This window comes from Azospirillum largimobile (assembly GCF_977007025.2).
The window spans coordinates 2293403-2310978 of the sequence record NZ_CDRMUA020000001.1 but is presented as its reverse complement, the minus strand read 5'-3'; the positions used below and the strand labels follow the sequence as shown (position 1 = coordinate 2310978).

Here is a 17576-nt window from a genome sequence, read left to right as displayed (position 1 = left end):
GAGCGCACCCCTTGTCGAAGAGTGCGTTTCGATATATCTAAGTTTTCGTTATATCGAAACTGCATCAAAAGGGGGTTCCATGCTTCGGCATCTGTTTTGCGGCCATGGGCGCCGCTTCTCGCGTCCGGATTTCGACGACGAGGCGCAGGACGGACGCGGGCGCCATGGGCGTCATGGTCATCGCGGCGGCTGGGAAGGTTGGGGCGGTCATGGCCGGGGCGGCCGGGGAGAGCGGCGTGTCTTCGACCATGGCGACCTGCGCCTTGTCCTGTCGTGGCTGATCGCGGAAAAGCCGCGCTCCGGCTATGACCTGATCAAGACGATCGAGGAGATGGTCGGCGGCGCCTACAGCCCCAGCCCCGGCGTCGTCTACCCGACGCTGACGCTGTTGGAAGAGCAAGGCCACATCCGCGTCGGTTCGACCGAAGGCAACAAGAAGCTCTACGAGATCACGCCCGAAGGGACGGAGGCGCTGAAGGCGGCGGAGCCCGCCGTGGCCGCGGTGCGCGAGAGGATCGCCCACGCGAAGGCCCGCCAGCAGCGCGAATCCTCGCCGCAGATCGTCCGCGCCGTCGAGAACTTCAAGCTGGCCCTGCGGCTGCGGCTGTCGCGCGGCGACCTGACGGCGGAGCAGACCCAGGCCATCGCCGATGCCATCGACGCCGCCGCCCGCGCGGTCGAACGGACCTGACCATGGAGGAGAGGACGATCATGGCTGCATCGACCACCCGCATCGCGACCTCCAACGGCCGCCGCTACATGACCCAGCTGTGCAAGCACTGGGCGCACAAGTTCGAGGTCGCCTATGACGAGAACCAGGGGCTCGTGCCCTTCTCTCCCGACCGCCGCTGCCGGATGGCGGCGGATGCCGAAGGGCTGACGCTGACCATCGAGGTGGAGGATGCCGAACACTTGGAGCGCATGCAGGGGGTGGTCATCGACCATCTGAAGCGCTTCGCCTTCCGCGAGGATCTGGGGGAGGTGGCCTGGACCGCCGTACCGTGACGGCGGCACTGCCGGACGTGCCGTGTGTGTAGGAGGGCTTTTTCCCGACTCTGTCTGCGACAAATCCTGTTGTGAATTCCCGTGCCGGAGGTGTAAAACGCCTCTTAACCAACAGGCGGGAATGGGGGAGATGACGGCGTTTCCACCTGCGGACCGGTACGAGGCCGGTGCCGGCGGGATCCGTCGGTTCCCTTGCTGCCGCGCCACGCACAGTCAGAATACCGGGAGTCGCTCGTGATGCTCCGCATCTCCAAGAAGCTGATGTTCGCCATCGAGGCGGTCCTCGACATCGCCTACAACGCGGGCACCGAGCCGGTGCAGTCCGGGGAGATCACCCGGCGCCAGGGCATCCCGAAGCGTTACCTGGAGCAGGTGCTTCAGCAGTTGGTGCGCGAAGGCGTGCTGGCCGGGGTGCGGGGTCCGCGCGGCGGTTACCGGCTTGCGCGCGAGCGGAGGCGGATCACGCTGGGCGAAATCGTGCGGGTGGTCCGTTCGATGGAGACCGCCACCGACCCGATCGAAGAGCCGGCGGGTTCCATCCTCGGCCATCAGGTCGTGCGTCCGCTGTGGGGCGAACTGCAGGAGGAATGCATGGCGAAGCTCGACACCATCACGGTCGAGGATCTGTGCATGCGCGCCCGACGCGCCGGCGTGGAAAGCGAGACCGAGGACCGGATCGACTTCACGATTTGAAGCTTCGGCTGGGGCTTCAACCGAAATCAGCGGGGTCGTATGGCCGACCCGGCGACCCCACTTCCCGTTTGACAGGCCACCCGCGCTGGATAATGCTCAGCCTGGGGTGTTGAAATCACTTATAACACAAATCTCAGAGGTGGAATCATGGCTGCACCCGAATTCCGTGGCAAGATCTATGACAGCATCCTCGATACGATCGGCGCCACGCCGCTGGTGCGGCTGAACCGCCTCGCCGAGGATGCCGGGGTCAAGGCCCAGATCATCGGCAAGCTGGAGTTCTTCAACCCGCTGGCCAGCGTCAAGGACCGCATCGGCAGCGCCATGATCGAGGCCGCGGAGGCCGCCGGCACCATCGCCCCCGGCCGCACGACGCTGGTCGAGCCCACCTCCGGCAACACCGGCATCGCGCTGGCCTTCGTCGCCGCCGCCAAGGGCTACAAGCTGATCCTGACCATGCCGGAAAGCATGTCGGTCGAGCGGCGCAAGATGCTGAAGCTGCTGGGTGCCGAACTGGTGCTGACCCCGGCGTCGGAAGGCATGAAGGGCGCCATCCGCAAGGCGGAGGAGATCCTCGCCGCCGACCCGAACGCCTATCTGCTGCAGCAGTTCAAGAACGCCGCCAACCCGGCGGTCCACCGCGCCACCACCGCGGAGGAGATCTGGAAGGACACCGACGGTCAGGTCGATTTCCTGATCTCCGGCGTCGGCACCGGCGGCACCCTGACCGGCACCGCCGAGGTCATCAAGTCGCGCAAGCCCTCCTTCAAGGCCGTGGCGGTGGAGCCGGAGGACAGCCCGGTCCTGTCCGGCGGCATGCCGGGCCCGCACAAGATCCAGGGCATCGGCGCCGGCTTCGTTCCCGACATCCTGAAGAAGGAGCTGATCGACGAGGTGGTGCGCATCTCCAACCAGCGCGCCTTCGAAACCGCCCGCAAGGTCGCCCGCCTGGAGGGCGTTCCGGTCGGCATCTCGTCGGGTGCGGCGCTCGCCGCGGCGCTGGAGGTCGGTGCCCGTCCGGAGAACGAGGGCAAGCAGATCGTCGTGATCCTGCCGTCCTTCGCCGAGCGCTACCTGTCGACCGCCCTGTTCGAAGGGCTGGAGTAACCGTCGATGCCGCGGGGCGGGGGCGGTTATTGCTCCCGCCCCGCATCCTATCCGCGAAATTCCGGCCCGAAATTTGACGGAATTGGCGGTTCGCGCTACTCTTCCCGGTAACAGCAGAGCCTTTTCCGTCCGCGCCGCCGGGGAGAGACCGCCATGTCGGATGTGACCGCCGCCACCTATGTCCCGAACCTGTCGAGCAGTTCCTTCTCGCAGTTGAAGGGGCAGACGACCAAGATCGGCGCCGACGGAGCCAACGCCGACACCCAGACCTTCACGGTCAGCAAGGCCGGCGAGTTCAATTTCAAGGTCAACAACACCTTCACCAACGTCGAGATCCGCAACGACCGCAACGAGGTCGTGACGACCATCCGGTCGAAGGAATCGGCGTCGGACGCCACCGCGCGGCTGGGGCCGGGCACCTACACGGCGACCATTTCGCAGGCCAACCGGGCGGCGGGCGTGCGCGACTATTCGTTGGACGTCACGGAACGTCAGAACGTCCTGGTGACCGGTGCCGGCGCAACGCTGAAGGGCACCGCCCAGCCGCCGGGCAACGGCGATACCGGCATCCAGAAGCACACCTTCAACGTCCTGCAGGGCGGCAGCTTCACCGCCAACATATCGCTTCCCAACACGCGCTGGGCGATGATGGACAAGGACGGCAAGGTCGTCGCCGCCAGCGACTCGGGCAAGCCCGATTCCCAGCAGACCTTCCTGCAGAAGCCGACCTACAAGCTGGAGCCCGGCCAATACACGATGGTGGTGGTCCCGCCGTCGAGTTTGAAGTCGCCGTCCGATTTCATGCTGAGCCTCGTGCCGCGCAATACGGAGTTGTCCGAGACGGGACTGAATCAGGAAAGTGCCATTTCCAAGACTCTGCGCGAACGGCAGACCCGGCTGCGCCAGTGGGCGTCGGAAGCGAAGCCCACCTCGACGAGAGCCTGACCGTCTTCAAGGTGCCGGGCTGCGTCCGCGGCTCGGAAAATGCCGCATCGAATGTTGCCGCAACCGCGCATCCTTGCGCTATGCTGCGCGCCATGGACTTCACGGACACCCAGCTTCACCGCTATTCCCGCCACATCGTGCTGCCGGAAGTCGGCGGCATCGGGCAGGAGCGGCTTCTGCGATCCAAGGTGCTGGTCGTCGGCGCCGGCGGCCTTGGCGCACCCCTTCTCCTCTATCTGGCGGCGGCCGGCGTCGGCACCATCGGCATCGTCGATGACGACACGGTCGACCTGTCGAACCTGCAGCGGCAGGTGATTCATGACGAATCGACGCTCGGCCACCCGAAGGTGGAGAGTGCCGCCGCCCGCATCCACGCGCTGAACCCCGATGTCCGGGTGGAAGCGCACCGGATGCGGCTGAACCGCGACAACGCGATGGACCTGATCGGCGGCTATGACCTGGTCGCCGACGGGTCGGACAATTTCGCCACGCGATTTCTGCTGAACGACGCCTGCTTCCTGGCCGGCAAGACGCTGGTGTCGGCGGCGATCCTGCGCTTCGACGGACAGCTGAGCACCTTCAAGGCCCATCTGGGCGCGCCGCACCCCTGCTATCGCTGCCTGTTCCCGGAACCGCCGCCGCGCGGCACCGTGCCGTCCTGTTCGGAAGGCGGGGTGCTGGGGGCGCTGGCCGGTTTCGTCGGCTCGCTGCAGGCGACGGAGGTGCTGAAGGAACTGCTGGGATTGGGCGAAAGCCTGTCGGGCAGCCTGCTGATGATGGACACGCTCTATGCGTCCTATCAGCGCATCACCATCAAGCGGGATCCCGACTGCGCGCTTTGCGGCGATCATCCGACCATCCACGACCTTTCCGCCCACTGACGGGCGCCACGGGAAAGACGGGAGGCGGCCCACCATGTCCACCACCATGTCGCAGTCCTCGACTGAGAGCACCTTGGCCGAGAGCACCTCGGCCCTGTCGATCGTCCTGTTTGCCGGCGGCTTCGACCGCGTCCATTACGCGCTGGTGATGGCCAGCGCCGCGGCAGCCACCAACCGCAAGGTCACGCTGTTCTTCACCGGCCGCGCTCTGCGCGCCCTGGTGCATGAGAGCGAGCCGGGGGTGCTGGGCTGGCACGATCTTGACCCGGCCGACGACGGCAGCTCGCCGGTGGCGCGCGACCGCTATTTCGCCACCCACGGCCTCGCCACCTTCGAGGAACTGCTGGAGGCCTGTGTCGCCATGGGCGTGACGGTGATGGCCTGCGAGATGGGGCTGCGGGCCCTTGGCCTGCCGGCGGGCGTGCAACTGCGCGCCGACGTGCCGGTCGCCACCGGCGGTGTCGTCACCTTCCTGAACGACGCGCCGAAGGGCGGCGCCATGCTGTTCATCTGATCTGGCGGAAAGAGCATGAACGACAACCGCGAGATCCTCGACCTCGCCAACCGTTTCGAGTCGATTGCCACCGACGGGTTCGAGGGACGCCCTTACCGGACGGCGCTGGCCGGTCTTGCCCGTCATGTGCGGGGCCATGCCGGGCTGGCGCCGCAGGTCGCCCATGCCTTGGGCGTGATGATCCGGCTGATCGGCGAAAGCGATCCCCAAGGCCGTTTCGCCGCCAAGATCGCCATCCTGCAGGAAGCCGTGGAATTGCTGACGGAGAGCTGAGGACCGGAGCGGCTGCCTTGAACGGAGCGCGGGGCAGCCATGCGTCACGCCGGAGCGGGGTGTCTCGTCATGGAGGCGATGACACTCCATACGAGGATGCAGACCATGGCTTTCCGTTTCACCGTCGCCGCCGACGCGCCGTCCCTGTTCGCCACGCTCTATGCCACCGCCAAGACCATCCGCGGCAGCGGCCTGCCGACCGGCTTGATCCACCTGATCGACCTGCGCGTGTCGCAGATCAACGGCTGCGCCTATTGCATCGACATGCACAGCAAGGAAGCCCGCCACGACGGCCAGTCGGAGGAGCGGATCGCCGCCCTTGCCGAGTGGGAGCGGTCGGATCTGTTCCTGCCCGACGAACGCGCCGCCTTCGCCTGGGCCGAGGTGCTGACCCGCGCCCAGCATGACCGCATCGACGAAGCGTACCGGGCGCTGCAACGCCATTTCAATGCCGAGCAGATTGCCCAACTGACGGTTACGGCGGCGCAGATCAACGCCTGGAACCGCATCGGCATCGCCCAGCACATCGAGGGCACCGCCGTGGGTATGGCGGCGTGACGGCGCTGGCCGACCCGGACACCGCGCTCGCCGCCTTCGCGGGCGAGCGGGCGCGGCTGCGCGCTCTTGCCTACCGGCTGCTCGGGTCGGTGGCGGAGGCGGAGGACACGTTGCAGGACGCCTGGCTGCGCTGGTCCGCGGTGGCGGCCGGCAGCGTCGGGTCGGCCCCCGCCTTTCTGACGACGCTGGTGACTCGGCTGGCGCTCGACCGGCTGCGCTCCGCCCGGGTGGCGCGGGAACGCTATTACGGGCTGTGGTTGCCCGAACCGGAGGTTTCCGGTTGGGAGAGCGACACGCAGGACGGGGCCGATCCCGAGTCGGTGCCGCTGGCGATGCTGCTGTTGCTGGAACGGCTGGCGCCGGACCAGCGGGCGGTCTTCGTCCTGCGCGAGGCAATGGATTTGGATTACGCGGAGATCGCGGCGACGCTCGGCAAGTCGGTGGAGGCCTGCCGCCAGATCATGCGGCGCGCCCGCGCCCGGCTGGCGGAACCGGCCGCGACGATCAGCGATCCGGATGCAGGTCGCCGTCTGGCCGACGCCTTCGCCGATGCCAGCGTCCGGCGCGACTATGCGGCCATCGTCGCCCTGCTGTCGGATGACGCCCAGTGGCTGAGCGACGGCGGCGGCATGGTGAGGACGGCGGTCAACCCGCTCTTCGGTGCCGACCGCATCGCCCGCTTCCTGATGGGCGTCCAGCGCAAGAGGGGCGTCGGATTCGGCTTCGTGCCGGTGCGGGTGAACGGCGGACCGGGGCTGCTGGCCGAACTGGGCGGCTCCTTCCGCAGCGTGTTGGCCTTCGACATCGCCGACGGTAGGATTTTGCGGATCTACCAGATCGCCAACCCGCAAAAGCTGGAGCATGTGGCGGGCTTCGGAAACACCGAGGGCGTCCGGTAAGGCCAAGGCGGGAGAGCTTGCATCCCAGCCTATGCCGTCGTCCTACGCCGTCGCCTCGTCCAGCCAGCGGTCGAGTGCGGTCAGGTCGACGGGGCGGGGCAGGATGGGGAAGGGAGCGTTCTGCAGACGCTGCCCGGTCATCAGGATGCGCGTCTGCGGATAAAGCATCGCCGCCAGCGCCGCCGCACGGTCGCCCTCGTCGCCTTCATGCTCCAGCGGAAGCAATGCGACGACCGGCGCCTCCGCACCGATGATGGTCAGCGCTTCCAGCGCATCGTCGGTCTGCGAAACCTGGAATCCGCGGCCGGACAGATGGCCGGCCAGCGCCTCGCGCTGGATGCGGTCGGCATCGGCCACCACGGCCCGGCGCCCGCCATAGCCCGGCATCCGGATGTCGGCGTCGATGCTGAAGCTCACGTTTCCCCTCCGTCCATCATGTTTTTGTCATGGACGGCAGGGAGTATGCGGGGCGGCAGGCGGGTTGTAAACGGCTGCTACCTGCGGTTCGACCTTCGTCGAATGCGGATCACTTCGCCCTTGTGCATCAGCGCCAGCATCGGCAGGTCGCTGGGGTGGTTGCCGTAGCCCCAGGTGGCGGCGACCGGGCCGTTGCCGGCGATCCAGGCGGTCACCCGTTCCGCCTTGTCCAGGCGCACGCAGTTGGCGGTGCTGAGCCTGCCGGTCAGCTTGCCGTCCGCCACCTCCATCCCCGTGGCCAGCAAATCGTCCACCTCCAGACCGCGCAGAAGTGCGGGCATGTAGAGGTCGAGCGCGCCGGTCGCGACCACCACCCGGCGTCCTTGCCGGCGATGCTCCTTCAGCACCTCCAGCATGGGCTGGTGCCAGCGGACGCGAGGCACCATCCGTTCCGCCGCGGCCAGCGCGTCGGCCACCGGCAGGCCGCGCAGGGTGCGCTTCAGATAGATGGCCTTCACCGATCCGGGAAAATCGCAGCCCGGCCCGCGGCCGCGGACATGACGGTGCATCGCAGAGCGGATGGCGTCGGCCAGGGCCAGCGCGGCGCGCCGCCGGCCGATCACCTCGCCGACGAACATCGGCAGGCTGTCGCCGTGGATCAGCGTGCCGTCGAAGTCGAAGAAGGCGACGCCGGACGGACCGCATACCGGCAAAGTGGAGGCCGGCAAATCGAGATGCTGCGCCGGCAGGAGCGCCGCCGGCGTGAGGCTGATCCGGGGGGGCTGGGGCGCGGGATCGGGTAGGGGGGTGGTCTGCATGCGCCGTTTATCCGGCCGCCGCGGTATGGCGGACAAGGTCTTTTACGGCAACCCTGGGGACGATTCCCGGTCTGCCGCAAGCCGAAGGGCCGTCAATGCAGCATCGTCGGGCCGCAGGGCGTCTCGAACAGCGGGCCATCCTCCGCTCCGTCTTCGGACTCCTCCTCGATCTCCGCGGCATCCGCCCCGTCCTCCAGCTGTGCGATCAGGTCGCCGGAAGCTTCTTCCAGGCCGGCCTTGACGGCGATCAGCAGGTTGATGATCTCGCCATTGTCCTGCTCCAGGCTGCGGACCCGCTCCTCCAGCCGGTCGATGCGGCGCAGCAGCAGATCCGACAAGCGGTCCAGCCGTTCGAGAACGGGATCCGGTCCGGCTGGATTTGGGCTGGAGCCCTGGGTTTTGATCGGTTCAGTCCCGGACGTGGTCGGCGGGCTTTCGGGCCGGGTGTCGGGGCGGTCGTCGTGGCGGTCATCCATGGTGCGGCCGGTTCCGGTCAGTGAGGTTTGCTCCTCGCCTAACCTTGGGCCATCGGCCCGCAAGGTCCAGCCCGGCACCCGATGCACCCCGCAAGCGATGGCTGCCTGACCCGCCCGTTGCGCGTGTGGCGATTCCGGATGGGGGTGAAATCAGCCGCCACCTCTTGTGCGCAACGCCGCAGAGCCCGCTATATAGTTAAGACTCAGATTTATCGGCACGCCGCTTGCGCGGGACGCCGTACAGTTCCAGCCGATGGCCGATCAGGTCATAGCCCAGTTCGCGGGCAATGCTTTCCTTCAGCCGTTCCATTTCATCATTGGTGAATTCTATGACTTCACCGGAATCGACATCGATCAGATGATGGTGGTGATCGGTTCTTGCTTCTTCATAGCGCGCGCGTCCATCGCCGAAATCGAGGCGATCGATCACATGCGCTTCCTCGAACAGTCGCATCGTCCGGTAGACGGTGGCGATGGAAATGCGCGGGTCGATGGCGGATGCACGGCGATGCACCTCCTCGACGTCGGGATGGTCCGTTGCCTCCGACAGCACGCGCGAGATGACGCGGCGCTGGTCGGTCATCTTCAATCCCTTCTTCACGCACAATTCTTCGAGGCGCGAGGGCATGGACATCCCCTGTAATCCTGTTCTGTGTGACGGGCGGCGGATCGCCCCTCCGGGTCTCCCTGATGCCCGGGATGCCGGCAGCAAATGCCGGCCGGCCGGACAAGTCCGGTCGGCCGAACGCGGCACCCCGAATACCCGACCATCATACTGTGTTTCGGAACCATTCTCAAATGCCCAGGTCACAGCCGGACGGCCGAACGTGCAAAAGCCTTTCCTTCCATGGTTATAGGACTTTTGTATAGGTCTGTGGCGGGGTGGATGGTCGGAGCGGAAACCAATTGCTCATAATCCGCTGCTAGGTTTTGCCGCTGGAGCGCCGCGCATCCTGCGACCGGTGCCGACCGGGCATGTTCGCGCCGGAGAGGGGAGGGGGTGAGACGCCGTGACGCCATTCGATCCGCCGCTTCCCGCCGCGGCCGCCATGCCGGAGGCGCACATGGACGAACCCGCCTTCACCGCCGCCGGGCTGGCGGTTCCGGTGCCGCCGCTGGCACCCGAACAGGATTGTGCGGCAGCGGCTGCCCGCTTCAACCGCCAGCCTGATTTGCCTGCCCTGCCGGTGGTCGATGGCGAGGGGTGCGTCGTCGGCCTGCTGGAGCGCAGCCGTCTTCCGCCGGACGGGGGAAAGGATGCCTCGACTGTGGAGGTGTCCGCTCTCATGGACCCGCATCCGCTGCTGGTGGAGGGGACGACCCCGCTGGCGGAGATCGGACGGCGGCTCGCCCGGCTGAAGCCGGCGGCGCTGGTGACCGGCTTCCTGGTGGTGGACCAGGGCCGCTATCTGGGCGTCGGCACGGTGACCGGGCTGATGGCGCGCTCCGCCGAACAGACCGATCTGCGTGCCCGCCAGCTGGAGGAGGCGCGCCGGCAGGCCGAGCGGGCGATCCGGGCCAAGACCGCCTTTCTCGCCAACATGAGCCACGAAATCCGCACGCCGCTGACCGCGATGATGGGATTCGCCGAGCTGCTGGAGCAGGAGGTGGCGGGGCCGCACGCCATCCCGCTCTATCGCGACTATGCCCGCGACATCGCCGAGAGCGGCCGGCACCTGATGGAGCTGATCAACGACCTGCTCGACCTGTCCAAGGCCGATGCCGACCGGTTGGAGCTGGTGGACGGGACGGTGGACGTGGTGCGGGTGGCGATCGTCACGGCGCGGCTGCTGGCCGAACGGGCGGCGCGCCATGGCGTGCGCATCGTCACCGCCGTGCCCACGGACTTGCCGCCCTTGCGCGCGGATGAACGCAAGCTGCGCCAGATGCTGCTGAACCTGCTGTCGAACGCGGTGAAGTTCACGCCGGTCGACGGGGTGGTGACGCTGGGCGCCCGTCTGGCGGCCGGCGGCACGCTGTGGCTGTCGGTGCACGATACCGGCATCGGCATGACCGGGGAGGAACTGGCGAAGGCGCTGGAGCCCTGGGGCCAGATCGACAGCGCGCTGGCCCGCGCCCAGGTCGGCACCGGGCTGGGCCTGCCGCTGACCAAGCGCCTGATCGAACTGCATGGCGGCCGCCTGGACGTCGTCAGCCGCCGTGACGAGGGAACCGTCATGTCGCTGGTCTTCCCGGCCGACCGGGTGGGGCGGAGCGGCCCTTCTCCCTTCGCGGGAGAAGGAATGGGATGAGGGGGGCCGGCCGAAGGCCGGGAAAGTTGCCCTTCCCCCTCACCCCCAACCCCTCTCCCGCGAGGGAAGAGGGGCTTTTTCCGGATAGCGCTTGCAAATACTCCTAGGAGCGATCCTTACGCCAGTCCCTTCTCCATCGCGCTCGCCAGGCGGCGGGCGAAGGCGGCGGGGTCGGGCAGGGGCTCGCCCTCGACGATGCGGGCCTGGTCGAGCAGCAGCCACGCCGCATCCTCCAGCGCGTCGGTGGCGCCGCTGCCCTTGGCCCGTTCGGCCAGCCGCTTGATCAGGGCGTGGGACGGGTTGATCTCCAGGATGCGCTTGCCGACCTCGCCGTTCAGCTGCTTGTGCTGCTTCAGCAGGCGTTCCAGGTGCATGTCCATGTCGTTGTCGTCGGCCACCAGACAGACGGCGCTGTCGGTCAGGCGTTCTGACTTGCGGACGTCCTTCACCACGTCGGACAGGGTCAGCTTCAGCAGGGCCAGCAGATCGGTCAGCTCGCCCTCCGGAGTTTTCTCCTCCGGCTTCTCAGTCTCCTCGCCCTTGATCTTGCCGAGATCGGCGCCGCCGCGGGTGACCGACTTGAACGGCTTGCCGTCATAGACGCCGACCGACGGCATCCAGAACTCGTCCACAGGATCGGTCAGCAGCAGCACCTCGACGCCCTTGGCCTTGAAGCCTTCCAACTGCGGGCTGCGCAGCAGGGTGTCGATGTCGTCGCCGCTGATGGTGTAGATGGCGTCCTGGCCTTCCTTCATGCGGGCGACATACTGCTCCAGCGAGACGAGATCCTCGCCGGCGGTGGTGCGGAAGCGCAGCAGCTTCAGCAGTTCGTCCCGGTGCTCGTAGTCCTCATAGAGGCCTTCCTTCAGCACCGCGCCGAAATTCTCCCAGAAGCTGTCGTATTCGGCCGCGTTCTCGGTGTCCTTGGCCTTCTTCGACAGTTCCGACAGGACGCGCCGGGTGATGCCGGCCTTGATCTTGGCCAGCATGGGGTTGTGCTGCAGCATCTCGCGGCTGATGTTCAGCGGCAGATCCTCGCTGTCGACCACGCCGCGCAGGAAGCGCAGGTAGGGCGGGATCAGCCCTTCCGCCGCGTCGGTGATGAAGACGCGCTTGACGTACAGCTTCACCCGGTGGGCGCGCTTCGGATCGAACAGGTCGAACGGCTTGGTCGAGGGCACATAGAGCAGGTTGGTGTATTCCAGCGCCCCTTCGGCCCGCCAGTGCAGGGTCAGCCACGGGTCGTCGAAGGCGTGACCGACATGGTGGTAGAATTCCTTGTACTGGTCGGCGGTGATCTCCGACTTCGACCGGGTCCACAGCGCCGACGCGCTGTTCAGCGCCTTGGCGTCGTCACCCTCGCCGAACAGGATCGGGATGGCGATGTGGTCGGAATATTTGCGGACGATGCCGCCCAACCGAGCCTCGTCGAGATACTCGTCGTCGCCCTCGCGCAGGTGCAGGACGATCTTCGTGCCGCGCGACAGGCTGTCGGCCTCGGCGATGGTGAACTCGCCCTTGCCATCGGACTCCCAGCGCCAGCCATGGGCCTCGCCGGCCTTGCGGGTCAGCACGGTGACCTTGTCGGCGGCCATGAAGGCGGAATAGAAGCCGACGCCGAACTGGCCGATCAGGTTGACGTCCTTCTTGCCGTCACCCTTTTCGGCGCCTTCCAGCGACTTCATGAAGGCGGCGGTGCCGGAGCGGGCAATGGTGCCGAGATTCTCGACCAGATCCTCGCGGTTCATGCCGATGCCGTTGTCGGCGACGGTCAGGGTCCGCGCGTCCTTGTCGACCAGCAGGCGGACCTTGAGGTTCGGATCGTCGGCCGAGAGTTCCGGCTGGGTCAGGGCCGCATAGCGCAGGCGATCGCAGGCGTCCGACGCGTTGGAGACCAGTTCGCGCAGGAAGACTTCCTTCTCGCTGTAGAGCGAGTGGGCGACGATGTCGAGCAGACGGCTGACCTCGGCTTGAAAACTGAGCCGTTCCTCGGTCATGGGGGCACCTTCGTTGGTTTTGCACGGGTGGGCGTCAAGACGGCGGAGATATGTGAAAGCGTCCCGGCCGTTCAAGAGGCTTGTGCCGTGCAACCGCGGGAGGTGTGCGGCGGGGTGTCGCGGTTGGGGGTGGGAGGCGTCGGCTTGCGAGGCCCCCACCCTGACCCTCCCCCGCTGGGCCGGGGAGGGGATTGGAGCTTTGCCGGAGTTCGGCGGTAGTCCCTCCCCCGCTCAGCGGGGGAGGTTAGGTGGGGGTCTAACTTTGTCTTACTTCTTCTTCGGCGCCGGAGCCGGAGCCGGTGCCGGCTCGCTGCCGCCAGCCAGCAGGGCGGTCATGTCGGCGCCGTTCAGCAGGAGCTGGCCGGCATCCGTCACGTCGATCTTGTAGGTGCGGATCTCGGCGCCGCTGTCGTCCTTGCCGGCCTGACCCAGGGCCTGGACCATCGCCAGGCCGGCCAGCAGATCCTGCGTCTCCTGGTCGGGCTTGGTGCCCGGCGCCGGCTGCATCGCCTTCACCGCGGCGTCGATGCCGCGCAGCAGGACGGTGGCGCCGCCGGTGACGCCGAAGGCGGCCTGGGTCGCGACCTTGACCGCGCCGGTGGCGGTGCCGGCGGTGGCGGGGGTGTCGAGGTTCAGCGCGTCGATGCGCAGCTCGGTCCCGGCCTCGCCCATCGCGGCCATCGCCTGCTGCATGATGACGTCGGACGACGGCGGGGGCGGCGGGGCCTTGGCCGGCTTGGCGCCCTTCTTCGGCGGCGGAGCCTCTTCAGCCTCGGCGGTCTTGGCGAGCTCGGTGAAGGCCTTCCACAAGGCAGTGTTCGGCAGCTTGGCGACCGACAGCTTCATTTCGAAGGCGCGCGGGGTGAAGGCGGCGGGGGCCGGGGACGGCGTCATGACGAAGTCGCGGGCCTCGATGCCCATGCTGACGGTCGACAGCGCCTGGTCGAGATCGGTCAGGCCGCTGCGGAAGGCGAGCTGGCCCAGCGTGATCTTCGTGCCGTCCTCTGGGTTGACGGCCGACAGGTTCGTCAGGCGCATCGCGCCGGTGATGCCGCCGAACATGCCCTGCATCTTCGGCAGCAGTTCCGAAGGCGTCGGCGGCACGCCCCGGGCGGCGGCCTGCTCCGACAGCTTCTGCAGCGCGCTGACCTTGGTCAGGTCGACTCGGCTGTAGGCGGCCTCGGCGGTGACGCCGCCGATCTTCACCAGCTCCTTGTTCTTCTCGTCCAGCACCGACAGGCCGCCGAAGGCGAAGGCGGCCGGGCCGCTCCACAGCGTGGCGCCGCCGGCACCGGCCTCCGGCTTCAGGTCCTGGACCATGGTCATGGAGGCGATGGAGATCTTGCCCTTGCCGTCGGCGGCGCTGACGGCGATGTCGTTGTAGGCGCCATCGACCGCCAGCAGGGTCTCCAGCTTGCCAGACCAGGTGCTGGTGAAGGACTGCTTGCCGATGGAGATGGTGGCCGCGTCGACATACTCGTCGTTGTCGTCCAGGTTCTGCACCTTGATCGCGCTGGGCAGCGTGATCGAGACGCCGTACTGGCCGTCGTCCTTCGGCGTCACCGACAAGAGGACGGTGCCGATGTCGAACAGGGTGCCTTCGGCATCCTCCGCCGACAGGCGCGGCAGGGCGACGTCGTAATGGTCGCCGGCCGGCTTGACGGTCGGGTCGCCCTGCCATTCGAAACCGATGCCTTCGCCATCCTCGGTGGGCGGCGGGAACCAGCGGGGCAGGTCCTTCTTCAGCGACGCGGCAAGCGCCTTGGCGCCTGCCTCGTCGACCGCGGGGGCGGCGTGGGCGGCCTGGGAGAGTGGCCAGCCGGCCACCAGTGCCAGCATGCCGCCGGCGATCAGGGCAGGCCGCAGGGAACGGACCGGCAGGGCCGGGACGGACGAAAGACGGCGCAGACGCATTGAGGAACAACTCCCAACTTACGATTTTGGGAGCACGTTAAGCCTGATACGCGAGGCCGGTCCATGCCTCTGATGCGTCAGTTCCTAAGATGGCGTTAAAAATCCAGATCGGCGTAGTGCCGGGGCGGCGGGCAACCGGTGACGTTGTCGGCCAGCAGGGCGCGGAAGCTGGGGCGCGACTTGATCCGGGCGTACCAGTCCTTGGTTTCCGGACTGCGGTCCCACGGCACGTTGTCGATATAGTCCAGGCAGGACAGCTGGGCCGCGGCGGCGATGTCGGCCAGCGTGAAGACGGTTCCCGCCAGCCAGGGCCGCCGTTCCGACAGGAAGGCGATATAGTCGAGATGGTAGGTGATGTTGGCAAGACCGGCGCGAATCGCCGGCGCGAAGGGATGGCCCTGGCCGGACAGCCGCTTGATCAGCTTCTCGCCCACCAGATTCTCGCCGACCTCGCGTTCGAACTTGTGCAGGAACCAGTCGGCGATCCGCCGCACCTCCGCCCGCGCCGCGACCTCCCGCGGCAGCAGGGGCGTGTCGGGATAGGCCTCCTCCAGATATTCGATCACGGCGAGGCCGCCGGCGACGACGGTCCCATCCTCCTCCACCAGCACCGGCACCTCGCCGGCGGGGTTCATCTTCAGGAATTCGGTGCGCCTCTCCCATGGTTTTTCGACCACGGGTTCGAAGGGAAGGCCCTTCTCGGCGAGCATCACGCGCGCGACGCGCGACAGGGGGTGGATCGGGTGGTGGTACAGGGTTCGCATGGCGGCGGGACTTTACCGCAACGCGGCACGCGAAAACAGTCCGCGCATCGGCGCTTGCGCGTCTCGTTGGGGGAGGGGCGACGGGGATTCCGGCAAGAGGGGCAGCAAGGAAAGATGGCGGATGAGCAGGCGCCTCACCCCGCCCGCGACAGGCGGTAGAGCACCAGTGCGTCCCCTTCGTTGGACGGCGCGGTCACCGGCGTCCAGCCGTTGCGTTCGTAAAAGGCGCGGGCGGCGGCGTTGCGGGCGGCGCAGGCAAGTTCGGCCGGGCGCTGGCCGCCGCGCAGCAGGCCCAGAGCCTCGCGCAGCAGGGCGGAACCGATGCCGCGCTTGTGCCATCCGGGGTCGATGAACAGGTTGTGGATGATGCGGGCCTGCGGATCGAGGGAGACGAAGCCGACCACCGTCCCGTCCGCCTCGGCGACCAGCACCGCATCCTCGCGCACGCAGTCGTAATAATCGTCCAGTCCGAAGCGGTCGGCGGGCTGCCAGGAAAAGGCTTGGCGGCGGCCATGCAGGAATATCTCGGCGCAGCGCGTCGCGTCGGCGCTGCGGACGGAACGGATCGCGATGCCCCTCCCTTCGCCGGCCGGCATGCCTCCTCCCTTCTGCCCGTTGCGGTCGATCGTCTGGATCAACCGGATGGGAAACAGAATATTCCCTCGGCGGGTCGTCCGGGAACGCTCCTTTCGTCTCGCCCGGAGAGCGGACGCCTCAGCGTGCCGTCTTCTCCCCCGCAGCCCGATCCTTTGCGGCCTTGTCCCCGGCGGGCCTGTCCCCTACCGGCTTGTCCCCTGCCGACCTGTCTCCTGCCGGCTTGTCTCCGGCAGGCTTGCCGCCGGTGCCGGCGCCGTTCTCCGGCGTGGATGCGGGCGCGCGGTTCTCCTCGTTGGCGGCGTTGCCCAGCAGGCCGGCCTCCCGGTAATAGCGCTCCGCTCCCGGATGCAGGGGGACGGAGACGTTGGCGACTGCGCGGGCGGGGTCGAAATTGCGGCCCTGCGGATGCCCGTCGGCCAGGATGCGGCGGGTGTTCTCGTGCCACAGCGCCCGGACGACGCCATAGATCAGGTCCTGGTTGCGGTCGGCGCGGGTCAGCAGTTCCGCCCCCAGGCTCAGCGTCGGGGTGGCGGCACTGCCGGGATAGGCGTTGGCGGGGATCTCGTCCTCGATATAGAAGCGCTGGGTCCGCAGCAGCCGGGCGGCCGGCTCGCCATCCAGCGGCACCAGGCGGATCGGCACGCGCGCCGCCACGTCGGCGACCGCCGACACCGGAAAGCCGCCGACCATGAAGAAGCCGTCCAGTTCGCCCTTCGCCAGACGGTCGGCGGCCATGCCGGGCTTCAGGTAGTGCGGCGTGATCGTCGTCTCCGACAGGCCGTAGGCGTCCAGGATCAGCCGCGCCTCCACCAGCGTGCCCGATCCTTCCTCGCCCAGCGAGATGCTGCGGCCCTTCAGGTCGGCCATGCGGTCGATGAAGCCGTCGGAACGGACGACGATCTGGATCGCCTCAGCATAAAGCATGCCGAGCGAGCGCAGCTCCGCGAAGGGGCGCTTGCCGGTGAAGTTGCCGGTGCCGCTGTAGGCCCAGAAGGCGACGTCGGCCTGGGCGAAGCCGGCTTCCACCGTGCCGGCGCGCAGCAGCTCGATGTTGTCGACGGAGCCGTTGCTGGCCTGCGCCACCACGATCAGGCCGGGGATGCCGCAGCTTCCGCCCTTGTCGCAGGGCCGGGAGCCCGGCGGGTTGGAGATGGCGTTGGCGATCAGCCCGCCGATCGGGAAATAGGTGCCGGCGGTGGTGCCGGTGCCGATGCGGAAATAGCGCAGGTCCTGCGCCGCCGCCGGCCGTCCTCCGCCCGACGCCAAGCCGCCGACCGAAGCCAGCAGCGGCGGCAGCGCCAACCCGCCCAACAGGCGGCCCAGCAGTCGCCGGCGGGTCAGTGGGCTGATCGGAGGGGCCGCATCGGAATGCGTCTGAAGCCCCTTCGAGGGGAGCCCCGGCGGGGTAAGGCAGGCTTTGGCGGCTGCGCGGGGCACCGGGGCGTTCCGTTCGTCTGGCCCGGTCA

20 protein-coding genes are annotated in these 17576 nt (G+C 67.8%); 11 read left to right on the top strand and 9 right to left on the bottom strand.

The window, feature by feature from the left end; all coding sequences use genetic code 11:
- Window positions 1–79 precede the first annotated feature (79 nt).
- From ACWPKK_RS10900 to sigJ, 10 genes are all read left to right on the top strand, one after another.
- The gene (locus ACWPKK_RS10900; RefSeq protein ID WP_452003683.1) at window positions 80–691 is read left to right on the top strand and encodes a PadR family transcriptional regulator; all 612 of its coding nucleotides are present in this window, start codon (window positions 80–82) and stop codon (window positions 689–691) included.
- 20 nt (window positions 692–711) lie between these two features.
- Window positions 712–1005 (top strand): DUF2218 domain-containing protein, encoded by a 294-nt coding sequence (locus tag ACWPKK_RS10895; RefSeq protein WP_452003680.1) that lies wholly within the window; start codon window positions 712–714, stop codon window positions 1003–1005.
- A 237-nt stretch (window positions 1006–1242) separates the two neighbouring features.
- On the top strand, window positions 1243–1698 hold the full coding sequence (locus ACWPKK_RS10890) for an RrF2 family transcriptional regulator (RefSeq protein ID WP_111067213.1): 456 nt from the start codon (window positions 1243–1245) through the stop codon (window positions 1696–1698).
- Window positions 1699–1845: 147 nt separating this feature from the next.
- A complete protein-coding gene (cysK, locus tag ACWPKK_RS10885; RefSeq protein ID WP_324869461.1) occupies window positions 1846–2805 on the top strand; it encodes a cysteine synthase A in 960 nt (319 codons plus the stop codon).
- A gap of 153 nt (window positions 2806–2958) precedes the next feature.
- On the top strand, window positions 2959–3750 hold the full coding sequence (locus tag ACWPKK_RS10880; protein WP_324869460.1) for a hypothetical protein: 792 nt from the start codon (window positions 2959–2961) through the stop codon (window positions 3748–3750).
- Between the two features lie 92 nt (window positions 3751–3842).
- The gene (locus ACWPKK_RS10875) at window positions 3843–4631 is read left to right on the top strand and encodes a HesA/MoeB/ThiF family protein (RefSeq protein ID WP_452003676.1); all 789 of its coding nucleotides are present in this window, start codon (window positions 3843–3845) and stop codon (window positions 4629–4631) included.
- 34 nt (window positions 4632–4665) lie between these two features.
- Window positions 4666–5145, top strand: a complete 480-nt coding sequence (locus tag ACWPKK_RS10870; protein ID WP_452003674.1) for a DsrE family protein — start codon at window positions 4666–4668, stop codon at window positions 5143–5145.
- A gap of 15 nt (window positions 5146–5160) precedes the next feature.
- Entirely contained in the window at window positions 5161–5418 is a 258-nt protein-coding gene (locus ACWPKK_RS10865; protein WP_452003671.1) for a hypothetical protein, read from the top strand.
- A gap of 105 nt (window positions 5419–5523) precedes the next feature.
- Window positions 5524–5976 carry a carboxymuconolactone decarboxylase family protein gene (locus ACWPKK_RS10860; RefSeq protein ID WP_452003669.1) on the top strand — a complete coding sequence of 151 codons (453 nt, stop codon included), beginning with the start codon at window positions 5524–5526 and terminating at the stop codon, window positions 5974–5976.
- On the top strand, window positions 5973–6875 hold the full coding sequence (sigJ, locus tag ACWPKK_RS10855) for an RNA polymerase sigma factor SigJ (protein WP_452003667.1): 903 nt from the start codon (window positions 5973–5975) through the stop codon (window positions 6873–6875). Before ACWPKK_RS10860 ends, sigJ begins: the two co-directional genes overlap by 4 nt.
- Window positions 6876–6917: 42 nt before the next feature.
- Here the strand turns inward: sigJ and ACWPKK_RS10850 are convergent, their stop codons facing one another.
- The 4 genes from ACWPKK_RS10850 to ACWPKK_RS10835 form a co-directional block, all read right to left on the bottom strand.
- Window positions 6918–7292 carry a response regulator gene (locus tag ACWPKK_RS10850; RefSeq protein WP_324869455.1) on the bottom strand — a complete coding sequence of 125 codons (375 nt, stop codon included), beginning with the start codon at window positions 7290–7292 and terminating at the stop codon, window positions 6918–6920.
- Between the two features lie 77 nt (window positions 7293–7369).
- Window positions 7370–8110 (bottom strand): HAD family hydrolase, encoded by a 741-nt coding sequence (locus tag ACWPKK_RS10845; RefSeq protein ID WP_452003664.1) that lies wholly within the window; start codon window positions 8108–8110, stop codon window positions 7370–7372.
- A gap of 92 nt (window positions 8111–8202) precedes the next feature.
- The gene (locus ACWPKK_RS10840) at window positions 8203–8586 is read right to left on the bottom strand and encodes a hypothetical protein (protein ID WP_452003661.1); all 384 of its coding nucleotides are present in this window, start codon (window positions 8584–8586) and stop codon (window positions 8203–8205) included.
- 196 nt (window positions 8587–8782) lie between these two features.
- Window positions 8783–9214 (bottom strand): Fur family transcriptional regulator, encoded by a 432-nt coding sequence (locus tag ACWPKK_RS10835; RefSeq protein ID WP_044550826.1) that lies wholly within the window; start codon window positions 9212–9214, stop codon window positions 8783–8785.
- A gap of 382 nt (window positions 9215–9596) precedes the next feature.
- Between ACWPKK_RS10835 and ACWPKK_RS10830 the strand changes: the two genes are divergently transcribed.
- Window positions 9597–10838 (top strand): ATP-binding protein, encoded by a 1242-nt coding sequence (locus ACWPKK_RS10830; protein WP_452003659.1) that lies wholly within the window; start codon window positions 9597–9599, stop codon window positions 10836–10838.
- A gap of 116 nt (window positions 10839–10954) precedes the next feature.
- Here ACWPKK_RS10830 and htpG read toward each other — a convergent pair whose 3' ends face one another.
- The 5 genes from htpG to ACWPKK_RS10805 all read right to left on the bottom strand — a co-directional run bounded on the left by htpG (window position 10955) and on the right by ACWPKK_RS10805 (window position 17547).
- A complete protein-coding gene (htpG, locus tag ACWPKK_RS10825; RefSeq protein ID WP_452003657.1) occupies window positions 10955–12835 on the bottom strand; it encodes a molecular chaperone HtpG in 1881 nt (626 codons plus the stop codon).
- Between the two features lie 267 nt (window positions 12836–13102).
- Window positions 13103–14749 (bottom strand): hypothetical protein, encoded by a 1647-nt coding sequence (locus tag ACWPKK_RS10820; RefSeq protein ID WP_452003654.1) that lies wholly within the window; start codon window positions 14747–14749, stop codon window positions 13103–13105.
- Window positions 14750–14844: 95 nt separating this feature from the next.
- Window positions 14845–15513: a glutathione S-transferase family protein gene (locus tag ACWPKK_RS10815; RefSeq protein WP_452003652.1), complete on the bottom strand. Its 669-nt coding sequence runs from the start codon at window positions 15511–15513 to the stop codon at window positions 14845–14847.
- Between the two features lie 134 nt (window positions 15514–15647).
- Window positions 15648–16109: a GNAT family N-acetyltransferase gene (locus ACWPKK_RS10810; RefSeq protein WP_324869448.1), complete on the bottom strand. Its 462-nt coding sequence runs from the start codon at window positions 16107–16109 to the stop codon at window positions 15648–15650.
- A gap of 118 nt (window positions 16110–16227) precedes the next feature.
- Entirely contained in the window at window positions 16228–17547 is a 1320-nt protein-coding gene (locus ACWPKK_RS10805; RefSeq protein WP_452003649.1) for a TAXI family TRAP transporter solute-binding subunit, read from the bottom strand.
- Window positions 17548–17576: the final 29 nt, after the last annotated feature.